The sequence below is a fragment of the Gluconobacter sp. R75690 genome (assembly GCF_015244525.1).
Lineage (GTDB): Bacteria > Pseudomonadota > Alphaproteobacteria > Acetobacterales > Acetobacteraceae > Gluconobacter > Gluconobacter potus.
This window is the reverse complement of the sequence record NZ_JABCQB010000008.1, coordinates 108,724-121,218: the sequence shown is the minus strand read 5'-3', so window position 1 is coordinate 121,218 and position 12,495 is coordinate 108,724. Positions and strand designations below refer to the sequence as shown.

11 protein-coding genes are annotated in these 12,495 nt (G+C 59.6%); 5 read left to right on the top strand and 6 right to left on the bottom strand.

What is annotated here, in order from left to right; all coding sequences use genetic code 11:
• Positions 1-77: 77 nt before the first annotated feature.
• Entirely contained in the window at positions 78-986 is a 909-nt protein-coding gene (locus HKD27_RS11005) for a LysR family transcriptional regulator (protein WP_062495395.1), read from the top strand.
• 45 nt (positions 987-1,031) lie between these two features.
• Here HKD27_RS11005 and HKD27_RS11000 read toward each other — a convergent pair whose 3' ends face one another.
• A complete protein-coding gene (locus HKD27_RS11000) occupies positions 1,032-1,946 on the bottom strand; it encodes a LysR family transcriptional regulator (RefSeq protein WP_194689520.1) in 915 nt (304 codons plus the stop codon).
• A gap of 118 nt (positions 1,947-2,064) precedes the next feature.
• On the opposite strand from HKD27_RS11000, the gene HKD27_RS10995 reads away from it, so the two are divergent.
• The 3 genes from HKD27_RS10995 to HKD27_RS10985 are packed head-to-tail and all read left to right on the top strand — an operon-like array spanning position 2,065 to position 5,252.
• Positions 2,065-3,330 (top strand): serine hydrolase, encoded by a 1,266-nt coding sequence (locus tag HKD27_RS10995; RefSeq protein ID WP_194689521.1) that lies wholly within the window; start codon positions 2,065-2,067, stop codon positions 3,328-3,330.
• Positions 3,331-3,354: 24 nt separating this feature from the next.
• On the top strand, positions 3,355-4,377 hold the full coding sequence (locus HKD27_RS10990; RefSeq protein ID WP_197436611.1) for an NAD(P)-dependent alcohol dehydrogenase: 1,023 nt from the start codon (positions 3,355-3,357) through the stop codon (positions 4,375-4,377).
• Between the two features lie 32 nt (positions 4,378-4,409).
• On the top strand, positions 4,410-5,252 hold the full coding sequence (locus HKD27_RS10985) for an oxidoreductase (RefSeq protein WP_194689522.1): 843 nt from the start codon (positions 4,410-4,412) through the stop codon (positions 5,250-5,252).
• Positions 5,253-5,351: 99 nt separating this feature from the next.
• On the opposite strand, the gene HKD27_RS10980 is transcribed toward HKD27_RS10985, so the two are convergent.
• Together HKD27_RS10980 and HKD27_RS10975 are read right to left on the bottom strand one after the other, a co-directional pair.
• A complete protein-coding gene (locus tag HKD27_RS10980) occupies positions 5,352-6,254 on the bottom strand; it encodes an SDR family NAD(P)-dependent oxidoreductase (RefSeq protein WP_194689523.1) in 903 nt (300 codons plus the stop codon).
• A 28-nt stretch (positions 6,255-6,282) separates the two neighbouring features.
• Complete coding sequence (locus HKD27_RS10975) at positions 6,283-7,020, bottom strand: SDR family oxidoreductase (RefSeq protein ID WP_194689524.1); 738 nt, start codon at positions 7,018-7,020, stop codon at positions 6,283-6,285.
• A 115-nt stretch (positions 7,021-7,135) separates the two neighbouring features.
• Between HKD27_RS10975 and HKD27_RS10970 the strand changes: the two genes are divergently transcribed.
• Positions 7,136-8,050: a LysR family transcriptional regulator gene (locus HKD27_RS10970; RefSeq protein WP_062495404.1), complete on the top strand. Its 915-nt coding sequence runs from the start codon at positions 7,136-7,138 to the stop codon at positions 8,048-8,050.
• 154 nt (positions 8,051-8,204) lie between these two features.
• On the opposite strand, the gene HKD27_RS10965 is transcribed toward HKD27_RS10970, so the two are convergent.
• The 3 genes from HKD27_RS10965 to dhaL form a co-directional block, all read right to left on the bottom strand.
• Positions 8,205-8,960 (bottom strand): GolD/DthD family dehydrogenase, encoded by a 756-nt coding sequence (locus HKD27_RS10965; RefSeq protein ID WP_062495406.1) that lies wholly within the window; start codon positions 8,958-8,960, stop codon positions 8,205-8,207.
• Between the two features lie 42 nt (positions 8,961-9,002).
• Positions 9,003-10,280 carry an MFS transporter gene (locus tag HKD27_RS10960; protein WP_228120667.1) on the bottom strand — a complete coding sequence of 426 codons (1,278 nt, stop codon included), beginning with the start codon at positions 10,278-10,280 and terminating at the stop codon, positions 9,003-9,005.
• Positions 10,281-10,529: 249 nt separating this feature from the next.
• A complete protein-coding gene (gene dhaL, locus HKD27_RS10955) occupies positions 10,530-12,302 on the bottom strand; it encodes a dihydroxyacetone kinase subunit DhaL (protein ID WP_194265381.1) in 1,773 nt (590 codons plus the stop codon).
• Positions 12,303-12,495 lie beyond the last annotated feature (193 nt).

Sequence of the window (12,495 nt, the reverse complement as noted above, 5' to 3'; positions counted from 1 at the left end):
CGACTGCCATGCACTCTGGCCTGACGGGATAGGTGGGTCTATGTGTTGAAAGCGGCATGGACTATTGAAAAAACGCCATGAATAAGACTCCCAGTCTGCCAGAATTGAATGCGTTTCTCGCAGTGGCGCGGCATGAGAGTTTCCGCGCCGCCGCGGACGAACTCGATCTTTCGGCATCAACGCTCAGTCACATGATCCGTGCCCTCGAAGAACGCCTGGGTGTGCGTCTTTTCCACAGGACAACACGCAGTGTCGCCCTAACAGCAGCAGGGGCCCAGTTTTCCGAAAGTCTGGGCCCCATTCTTTCCAGCCTCGGCCAGACCCTCGCCACGGTTGGGATGCTGAAAACCAAACCTTCCGGAACACTGCGAATCAATGCCTCCAGAAACGCGGCCCGCACCCTGCTGAAAGAGATCGTACCCCCTTTTCGACAACGCTATCCGGATATCCACCTCAACCTCGTGACCAACGGTCGCTTCATTGATATCGTGGCGGAAGGATTTGACGCGGGTGTCAGGCTGGCGGAGGCCATCCCGCAGGACATGATCGCCATAAGGTTTGGCGGGGAAGGCCGCTTCGTGGCGGTTGCCTCCCCCGATTATCTTGCCGCGCATGGCCTGCCGCAGACACCTGATGATCTGAAGCATCACGCCTGCATCCGCTTTCGGCTGCCCAGCGGCAAAATCTACCGCTGGGAATTTGCCCGTTACGGCCAGGAGCATGACGTGGATGTCCCCGGGGCGCTGACGCTGGACGACATGGACCTCATGGTCGAAGCGGCCACTGGCGGACAGGGGATTGCATTTGTTTCGGAAGACACGGCACGCTCAGCCCTGGCAGCGGGGAAACTCACGACCATTCTGAACGACTGGACTCCCACTTTTCCGGGATACGCACTCTATTACCCCGGCCATCGGCTTGTGCCGCCTGCACTCCGGGCATTCATCGAGGTCCTGAAAGACCATCAGCACCATCGCATGACATGACCTCCAGCGCGCGTCGCCGTTTCGTGTCTTCCCGCGACAGGCCCCTCACCTCACACCCCATGGGGGCGTACTGCCAAACGCCCCCACGAGAAAGTCGATCATGACACGCACTTTCGCGGGCGGAGCACGGTCAGGAGAATACAGCAGATGCACGCCACCCAGTTCTGCTGACGGCGCATCGAGAACAAGCACCTCCAGCGCACCCGCCCGGACGGCATCGGCCACGATGAAGTCCGGCTCGTAAATGATCCCGAGCCCGGCGCTGGCACAGGCAACAAGCGCATCACCATTATTCGCACACATGGGACCATGAACGGAAACCCGCCTGTCCCGGAAGCGCCCGTAGAGCCATTCTTCCGGCTTGGCGATACCGGACAGCGAAAACCCCAGACAGTCGTGCCGGGGCAGATCCGTCCAAAAGCGGGGCCTGCCCCGTCGTGACAGATAATCCGGCGACGCGCAGATCATCAGTTCACTATGCGCAAGCCTGCGGGAAATGAGGCGACTGTCCCTCAGACGCCCGACCCGGATGGTCAGGTCCCACCCTTCTCCCGTCAGGTCCACAACCCTGTCATTGAGGCCGAGATCAACCATCACCGCCGGATGCTGCTCATGAAACGCCGGAAGCAGGGGCGCGATGTAGCGTACCCCCAAAGACAGAGGAACATTGAAACGCAGAACGCCAGACGCCTCGACGCGCTGTGAAGCAATCTGTGCCTCGACTTCTTCCAGTTCCGGCAGAAGACGCAGGCACAGCTCCAGATAATGCTGGCCGGCTTCCGTCAGGCTGAGCCTGCGTGTGCTGCGATGACACAGCCGCACCCCAAGCCGTTTTTCAAGCGCATCCAGATGCCTGCTGGCCATCCCCGGTGAAAGACCCAGCTCCCTGCCTGCGGCCGAAATGCTTCCGGCCTGCATTGCACGGGCAAAGAGCTGCATGCCGGTAATGCGATCAAGCATGTATTCTTTACTTTCAGTACAAACTGAATCCCGTTTCATCCGGATTATGCCCGGAAATGAACAGGAATACGATAGCGCCTGCAGGTGACTCCCAATGAGCAACACGAAGGACGTTCTCATGCGACAGAAAACAGAAACCGGACATTCCGCCGCTCCTGTCAGCCGGCGCAGCATTCTCGGAACAACACTGCCCGCCGCCGCATGGCTTTCATCAAGATCATCAGCCTCTGCTGCGGAAGTATCCACGTCCTCCGCCCGGACCACTGCGATCGACAGCGTTCTTCAGAATGCCGTGCATTCGGGATCACTCGTCGGCGCGACGGTTCTGGTCTCGGAGCGCGGAAAGATCGTCTACGAACGCGCCTTTGGCTCGGCAGACCGTGAAGCCGGTATCGCAACGCAGACCGGGACCCTGTTCAGGCTGGCGTCAATGACCAAACCCGTCATCTGCGTTGCTGCCCTGGCCCTGATGGAACAGGGCAAACTGTCCCTGGACGCACCAGTCACGCAATGGCTGCCCGACTTCCGCCCCGCACTCCCGGACGGACGGCAGCCCGTCATCACCATCCGGCACCTCATGACGCATACGGCCGGACTGGGCTACGGCTTCCTGGAGCCGGAAACGGGCCCCTATCATCGCAAGGGCATCTCGGACGGACTGGACCACGCGCGCCTCACGCTTCAGGAAAACATAGCCCGGATCGCTACCGTGCCCCTGCTTTTCGAGCCCGGAACGGCCTGGCACTACTCGCTGGCCATTGATGTGCTGGGGGGCGTGATCGAACGTGTCACCGGCCTCACCCTCCCCACGGCCATCAGGACACTCGTCACCGGTCCGCTTGGCCTGACCTCCCTGGCCTTCAGCATCCCGCAAGGCACGCCAATCGCCGTGCCTTATGCCGACGGGGGCACTGGCGGAGCCATACGCATGACGGACCCGTTCCAGCTCAAATTTGGACCGGGTCATATTGTCTACTCTCCCTCCCGCGCCTTCGATCCCGCCGCATGGCCATCCGGCGGTGTCGGCATGGTGGGAACGGCGGGAGATTATCTCCGCTTTGCCGAAGCCATCCGGACTGGAGGTTCGGGGGTTCTGAAGCCGGAAAGTGTTGCCGCCATGACGACCAATGCCATTGGCACCCTGCCGGTCGGAGCCGCAGGGCCCGGCTTCGGCTGGGGACTGGGCGTCGCAGTCCTGACAGACCCCACCAGAGCCGGACTTCCCCTCTCGCCCGGCTCCTGGAACTGGTCCGGCCTTTATGGAACAGGGTTCTGGGTCGATCCGGCGCGCGAACTGAGCGCCGTGGCCCTGACGAACACGGCTGTTGCAGGAATGTCCGGCTCCTTCCCACGTGCCCTGCGCCATGCCGTCTACACGGCCTGATCCTTGCCTTTCTCGAGGAAAAAGATGATGGACGCCTATGAAATCCAGGCCGGAAGCGGCCTGTCCAGCCTCAAAAAAACAAACCGGACATCGCTCCCGCTGCCTGCCAACGGTCTGCGTCTCCGCATGAAAGCTGCAGCCCTGAATTCCCGGGACCTGAGTGTTGCACGCGGCCAGTTCACCGGACTGCAACCCCATCCTGTGGTGCCGCTGGTCGATGGGTGCGGAGAAGTCGTGGAAACAGGTCCGGATGTTACCCGTTTCCGGGTGGGGGACCGCGTCATTCCCACCTATTATCCCGGCTGGCTGGACGGAAGGATATCCCCGCACAAAACAGCCACATCCTTCGGGGTCCAGATCGACGGGACGCTGACAACAGAAATGGTCGGACCGGAAAACGGTTTCACAAGAGCACCGCGAAACCTGGACGATGCAGAGGCGGCCACATTATGCTGCGCGGGCCTGACCGCCTGGAATGCCCTTTTTGTCGCAGGCGCCGCCCGACCCGGAGCACGCGTTCTGCTTCTGGGTACCGGAAACGTCTCCATCATGGCACTCGTTCTGGCAAAAGCCGCGGGGCTGTCCGTCATCATCACCTCGTCACAGGACGAAAGGCTCCAGCGTGCACGGGCCCTGGGAGCTGATGAGACGGTCAATTATCGGCTGAACCCCGAATGGCAGGAGGACGTCCTGCGCCAGACAGAGGGAACAGGCGTCGATCTCGTACTCGAGGTCGGCGGCGAACACACCCTGCCCCGCTCCCTGAAGGCAACAGCCGTTGGCGGACGTGTCGTTGTGATCGGAAGGCTGAGCGGTGGCGGCGATGTGCCCATATCAACAGGCGCACTCATCGGTGGGAGCCGCAGTCTGAGCGGTATCACCGCCGGCAGCCGGACCATGCTGGAAGATCTGATCCGCTTCGTCGAAGTCAACGGGATCCGGCCCGTTATGGACACGCGCTTTTCGTTTGAAAACGCCGCCTCAGCCTATGAGCATTTCGCCTCTGACCGTCCCTTCGGCAAAGTGGCCATCACGATCGACTCATGACCTGCATGAACACTGTAATAGAGACTCTGAACATGACATCACAGAAAACACGACGCCTCTTCATTACCGGCGTCAGTAGCGGACTGGGCCGTGCGCTGGCGGAGGAAGCCCTCGCAGACGGGCATCATGTCATCGGAACCGTTCGGACGGAAAAGGCACTTCAGACCTTCGAAGCTCTCGGCGACCGCGCAAGCGGCGTCCTGCTCGATGTCACGGATTTCGAGGCCATTAAGCCTGCCATCAACAGGATCGAGGCGGATATCGGACCGATCGATATCCTGGTCAACAATGCCGGTTACGGGATGGAAGGCACGATCGAGGAGGCATCCCTGCCCGAGATCCGCAGGCAGTTCGACGTCAACGTCTTCGGCGCCATCGCGGTCATCCAGGCGGTCCTGCCGCATATGCGTGCCCGCAACTCCGGCCATATCCTCAACATCACCTCGATGGGGGGCATGATCACCATGCCTGGGCTCGGCCTCTATCACGGCACAAAATTCGCTCTGGAAGGCATTTCCGAAGCATTGGGCAAGGAAGTCGCCGGCTTCGGCATTCATGTCACGGCCGTCGAGCCCGGTGCTTTCCGAACCGAGTGGGCCGGGCGTTCCATGATCCGCGTGGAACGCAGTCTCCCGGAATATCAGGCGGTTTTCGCCACCCTGCATGAGCGCCGGGCAGCCAATAACGCTCCTCAACTGGGAGATCCGAAACGGGCCGCAAGGGCCATGCTGGACATCCTGAAAGCCGGAACGCCGCCCGCCCATCTGCTGCTTGGGACAGATGCCGTGGAACTTGTTGGAGAAAAACTGTTAGCCCTTCAGGCGGAATTCCAGCAATGGAAAGACCTTTCCTGTTCCACGGACAGCCAGATCTGAAAGGTCGCTCCGGCGGGTGGACGAGGCCCAGATCAGGGCCTCGTCCACCCAACGATCCGCCTGCTGCAAATCTTACTGGGGTCAGTCTCGCGACGGCCGTTACACCGTTTCTGGGATATGGAGCAGGTCCCCAAGCCCGATGCGTCGCAGAAGTTCTGCCCGGACCCTGTCTGCCACACCGTTGACCACTTCGGCACCATCCTGCGACGGATCGACATGCACGCGGAACGGGCGCTTACCGCGCGGGGTATCCACAACGGTCTCGATCGCCCGCGCTACACTCTCCGGATCGGCATCCGCCGGTTCAAGCGCCGCCAGCCCTGCAAGCGCGGTTTCTTCCACGCCTTTATACGGCCCATCCTTATACGCCAGCGCTACGGCCTGATCGGCCGGGGCACCAGCATCGCGAAAGTGATTGGTGCCTTTCGTAAAAGCACCCGGTACAACGATGGTTGTCTCGATCCCCCAGCGCGTCAGCTCACCGGCATAGGAAATCGCCAGTGCATCCATTGCCGCCTTTGCGGCGAAATACGGCCCCAGAAACGGCGGTGTCCCGCCCCGTGTGCTGGACGATGACACCCAGACGACCAGCCCCTGCCCCTTGTCGCGCATATGTGGCAGCGCGGCCCGGTTGAGACGCTGGGTGGACAGGACGTTCACATCATACAATGCCGCCAGTTGCTCCGGCGTAAAAGCCTCGGCCGGACCGAAACACATGTGACCCGCGTTATGGATCACCACGTCGATCCGCCCCTGCTCGGTCATGATCCGGCTAACGGCGGCGTCAGCCTGCTCCTGCTCGAGAACGTCGAGTTCCACGCTATGCAGTTCGACCTTCCACTCCTTCGCGAAACTCTCAGCAGCCGCGACAGCAGCCGCGCCGCTTCCCTGAATGTTCCGTACGCCGGCATAGACACAGTGCCCACCTGTCGCGAGCTGCCGGGCCGTCATGGCCCCGAACCCGCTTGAGGCCCCCGTAATCAGAATAACCTGCTTGGCCATGATCTTTCCCCTTCTGCCGCTACCGCCCTCAGACCATGCCGCCATTGGCCCGCAGCGTCTGGCCATTGATCCACGAACCATCCGGTCCCACCAGGAAGGCAACAGCCGCGGCAATGTCGTCCGGCGTTCCAAGACGCTCAAGCGGGTTCATCTTCGCCAGTTTTTCGATCAGTTCGGGGCTCTTGCCTTCAAGAAACAGATCCGTACCGGTGGGCCCAGGAGCGACCGCATTTACAGTCGTATTCCGCCCGCGCAGCTCCTTGGCCACGATCGCCGTCAGCGTCTCGACCGCAGCTTTCGTTGCAGCATACACGCCGTAATTCTCGAATTTCAGCCCGACAACGCTGGTGGACAGGTTCACAATACGTCCACCGTCCCGCAGGCGTTTTCCGGCTTCACGCAGCGTGTTGAAAGTCCCCCGGAAGTTGATATCCACCTGCCGCGTAAAGGCGGCATCGTCTACATCGGCAATCCGCCCCAGCGTCATGATGCCCGCATTGTTGACCAGCACATCAACGCCACCAAAGGCTTTTTCCGTCTCGTCGAACAGAGTGGAAACAGCAGCAGAGTCAGAGACATCGGCCTTCACCGCAATTGCCTCACCGCCCGTCTGACGAATCTTCGCGACAAGCTCTTCAGCCGAAGCTGCATTTCCCGCATAATTAACGACAACCGCCAGCCCGTCCTTCGCCAGCCGCGTGGCAATGGCCGCACCGATCCCGCGCGATGACCCCGTGACGATCGCGACTTTCCTGTTCTGTGTCATATCTGCTTTTCCCTTTGTCTGTGGCCATTATGGCCCTGAAGGAAGAATGGCCCTTTTCGTTCGCCTGATAATCCCGCACAATTCGGATAGATTATCCGGATTGTGAGAACAGTTTATGGACCGGCTGGATATCATGCGGCTGTTCATGAGGATCGTGGAACGCGGAAGCTTCACCCAGGCTGCCGAAGACATGAACCTGCCACGCTCGACTGCCACCGACGTCATCAAGACGCTGGAGGTCCGGCTGGGCGTGCGTCTTCTGCACCGGACGACGCGGCAGGTCAGTCCGACACCGGAAGGCGAAACCTATTATCGCCGCTGCCGCCATATCGTCGCCGACATCGAAGACGCTGAAACGGCGTTCGGAAACGTCAGTCCCAGAGGAACACTCCGGATCGACGTGCACGGCACGCTGGCCCGTCATTTCATCGTGCCTGCCCTGCCGGAATTCTTCGCAGCATATCCGGACATCGAACTGCATATGAGCGAAGGCGACCGGTTGGTCGATCTGGTCCGTGAAGGCATGGACTGTGTTCTTCGTGTGGGCGAACTGCGAGACAGTGACATGATGGTCCGGCATCTCGCCACCCTGCGGGAAGTGACACTGGCATCCCCCGCCTATCTGGAAGCGCATGGCATTCCAGCACATCCAGACGACCTGGCGGAAGGCCACGTCATGGTCGGTTTCCAGTCAAGTCTGCGCGGCCGGATACTGCCGCTGGAATTCGTTATTGACGACAGGGCACAGCATATTCTCCTGCCGCTTCGTATCTCGGTCAACGCGGCGGAGAGCTATATTGCAGCGGCCAGGACAGGGCTGGGCCTTATCCAGATCCCGCGTTATCATGCCGAACACGATATCCGGTCCGGAACACTGGTCGAAGTACTGGGAAAATTTCCGCCAGCTCCATCCCCCGTCTCACTGCTTTATCCGCATAACCGGCAGATGTCTCCGCGTGTCCGAGTCTTCATAGACTGGCTGTCAGGAGTTTTCAGGCCTGTCGACAACCGGAACGTCAACATCAGATAAAAACATCCTCGTCCTTCCCTGTTCCCGGAGGCGGAAAAGAACTGCGCCCCTCACACACCTCACGCTATTTCGGTCTCAAGGAACAGGTGGTCAACAGGATTTGCGGGATCCATGAGGTGCCGGCTCCAGGATTCAGGGGCCAGCACCTTGTAAATCAGCGGATCGTGTAACCGCCATCGACGACCAGGTTCTCGCCATTCACCATTGCAGCAGCTTCGCTCACGAGATAGGTGACAGCGCAGGCGATTTCATCCGGTTGGGCGAAACGGCCTGTCGGCACCTGCGCGCGGAAGGCATCCCCAACAGGGCCGGCCCAGACCTGTTTGCCGAGCTCGGTTTCCACAACCGTAGGCGAGACTGCATTCGTCGTGACGCCGTGTGGGCCCCACTCAAAAGCGAGAACTTTCGTCAGGCCGAGAATACCAGCCTTGCTGGCCGTATAGGCGATATGTCCTTCGAGCGCGACAAGAGCAGCCTGCGAGGCAAGATTTACAATCCGCCCGAAACCATTGCTGCACATATGAGGCCCGAGTGCCCGGGCGAAAAGAAACGGAGCTCGCAGATTAATGGACAGGGTGGTGTCCCACGCCTGGGTGGTCAGTTCTGCTGCCGGAGCAATCAGCGCGATACCGGCATTATTAACCAGGATGTCGATCTTCCCGGCATGCTCGATAGCGGCCTGACAGGCGCGGGTAACGGCAGTTTCATCGGTGACATCAGCCTCGATTCCGATATGCCCATCTCCAAGTCTGGCGGCAGCATCCCTGACCGTCGGGCTGCGATCGACAAGGCAGACCCGTGCGCCCTGCTCGGCCAGCCGCTGGGCGATGGCAAATCCGATTCCGGAAGCGCCACCCGTCACGAGTGCACTACGGTTCTCAAGAGAAAAAAGCGCAGAGAAAGACTTCATTTCCAGTGTTCCTTATTGATCATGAAGATGTGTGGGACACCGCTATTCAGCGGAGCCGGGCTGAAGAACAGAGGGATCTGTTCTGCGGCTGCTGCGTCGCACACGATCGAGCTGGGCCTGGAGTTCAGGCTCGAGTGTCAGGAACCATGTCAGGACAGCGCTGATCAGATAGATCACCGCATAGACCACCATGACACCAAAGATTCCGAAAAACGGCTCAACAAGATAGACAACGGCTGGACCGATCCAGACGCTCGCGCCAGCGCCCAGATTGAGCAGCGACATGGCAGCGGGTTTGTCATCAGGCGCCAGGTAAGGCATGAGCGCAGACAGCGGGACATAAGCTGCCAGTGTCATGCCATAGAGAGCACCCGCAAAAAGGGTAGGCAGGATATGCTCCGGGCCAAACCATGTTGGGCACCAGTAGAGCAGCATGGTGCTGACAGCAGATCCCACTCCACCGCCGATCATGACCGTGCCACGCCAGCTCAGCCAGTCGCTGAGAATGCCGAACAGGAGGTTCCAGATGACGTTGGAAATAAAAATCGCCTGCAGGACCAGAAGCCACTGTCCGAGACTGAAATGCAGATCGTGCATGAAATAGATCGGCAGACAGACGAGAAAACCGAATTCCGCCGATGTATCGATGGCACGGACGATACAGCCAAGCCCCACCTTGGGACGTTCCCAGGCAATGGACAAAGACGCGAACAGCGTACGCAAAGGATGCTTTTCAGCGCCCGGGATATGCTCGTCGCCATGCTTCTCCCTGATCCCGCTAAGCGCCATGACACCACCGAGAATCACCAGGAAAAGCGCAGACCATAATGTGTAGACCGAGCCGATCCAGGGAATTGTATAGCGCGCAAACACGGAGCCCAGCGTTGGCATGCCACCGGTAAAGCAGAACCAGAACCACCCCACAGCAGATCCCAGACGACGCGGATGGACGGTCGTGACCACCCAGACGAGAAACCCGAAAGCAAAAAGCGGATAGCCGAAGCCCCGGATGCCATAAAAGAGGAGCATCAGCGGATAGGAATTCGACGGCAGGGCGAATGCGAGAAAGCCGATCTGGAAAACAACCCAGATGCCAAGACCGGTCATCATGACGCGACGCGCGCCCCAGAGATCGGAAAGGGCGCCAGACAACCATGCCGACACGGCCGCGCTCAGGCCATAAACCGTGAAGAGCAGCGCCACGTCATGTTCCGTCTTTCCAAGACTGACGAGATATGAAGAGAGATATCCACTCTCGACCCCATCACCGGACATGAAGATCAGAACACCGACAAACCCCCACAAGAGGGAGGGAGGCATGCCAATCCTGAGCAGCAGCCGACCCAGTCTCGTTGCCGGCCGCTCTTCGACCGGGATCTCCTCTTCCACAGAAGAAGGACTTTTGAACGTTGTTCCAGCCATGGTTGTCCCCGGTACAGAAAACGGCACGCACGATGACGCATCATGCCGTGACGAAGTTTTCAGGCTCACAGATCATTCGAGGTAGAGTTCCTGTCGGAACGGATCATCCGGACTGTCGGCTGATCCGTTCCGCAGACCTTGCCGGCCTCAGGCCTTCAGGCTTTTTTCCAGACTGGCGATTACCGTCTGGAGGATGAGGCAGCACGACGTAGCACCGGCATCCAGCACACCCCGGGAGCGCTCCCCGAGACGGCTCGCGCGCCCGATCCGCGCGACAAGATCAATAGTGGAATCCCGTCCCTTCTCGGCAGCCTCGGACGTCGCCTTCAGACAGGTCAGAAAATCCCCGTCCTCCGTGGCATGACAGGCCCGAACAGCAGGAACGAGCGTGTCCATGAGCGTCTTGTCGCCAACATCGGCGTTCCCCAGGGAACGGATACCAGCCTCGGCGCCATCGAGCATGAGACCGAAAACCTTGCCGTCGATATAATCGGTGTTTTCCAGCGGCAGCGCCATCCCGGCAAAGAAGCGTCCGTACAGCGGCCCCATAGACCCACCGATCCCCGCCAGAAGCGAGTCTGAAAGGATCTGCAGGGCTTCGCGCAGAGGCGGCGGATTGGCTCCAAGCCTTTCCCCACAACGCTCAAAGCCTTTCGCCATGTTGATTCCGTGATCGCCGTCGCCGATCTTGCCATCGATCTCGCTCAGCCAGTCGCGGGCACCAACGATGGCTTCGACGAGCGCCGGAACGATGTCAGTTGTCTTCTGGAGCGGAATCCCGGTTCTGGCGGCATATCTGTCGATAACGGTGACATCCTCCACTTCGGACTGAATCTTACGCACGATCGCGGGAGCCGCCTTCTGTGGCGGCGTATAAAATGTCCCGACCCGGGTCAGACCGATCGAATGCGTCGGATGAGACATCAGACGATCCAGTTCCTCATCGAGCCGCATGACCGTCAGAGTGACCCCTTTCATCTCCAGGGACGTGAAATAATTGCCGACGAAACTGTGCCGAATTTCAATTCCCCTCTCCTTCATGACCGCCGCCACATCGGCAAACAGCACATAGAGTTCGATGATGGGCGTCGCACCCAGGCCAGAAAGCAGGACCGCGACATTGTCGCCGGACTTGAACGGGAGATCATTCAGAACATAGTCGCACATCATGCGCGCAATATCGCTTGAGCGCTCAAGCTGACGAATCTCGACGCCCGGTTCTCCATGATGGCCGATACCGACTTCCATGGTGCCCGCTTCAATCGTGAAATTCGGATGCCCATTGGCCACGATAGTGCACGGGGAGAGACCAACGCCGATCGAACGCGTGTTATCAATCGCTTTCTGCGCAGCCGCCAGAACGTCTTCCAGCGATCCCCCCTCTTCGGCACGGGCGCCACCTGCTTTCCACATCAGGATCTCGCCGGCCACACCCCGCCTGCGCCCGGCCTCATCCTTCGAGGCGGATGCCACGTCGTCATTGGCAACGACCGTGCCAACCGTAATCCCCTCCTTGGCCGCATCGCTCATGGCGAGCCGGACGTTCATCGTGTCACCGGCATAATTGCCGAACAGACACGCCACACCCGCCCCCATATCGGCGACACGCATCGCATCAAGGAAGCTGGCGGCGGTCGGGGAAGAGAAAATTTCGCCAATGGCTGCAGCATCCAGCATTCCCGTTCCGACATAGCCCAGGAAAGCCGGCTCATGACCCGAACCGCCGCCGGTGATGACGCCGACCTTGCGCACGGGGCTCCCCTCGCGCCGACGCACCACACGCGGATTTTGAGTTTCGGCAATGATGTTCGGGTGCGCCAGCAGATAGCCTCTCAGCCCGTCTTCCACGATATGATCAGGACTATTGAAGATCCTGTCCAGCTTCGGAACAGAACGGAGTTTCGTGTCGATGTTGTTCATCTGATATCTCCTTAACCCATCACCGCTGTTATTTGCGGCGTCTCCAGCCAACACGGCCCCAAAGCAGAACGTTTGATATATCCGCCTTACAAAAGTTCCTGAACATAACGCCAATCAGGAAAGCCATCAAACACTATCACACGTTTTTAGCGAAATTTATCTCACTACCGTGTGATTTATGCGGAAAATTCAT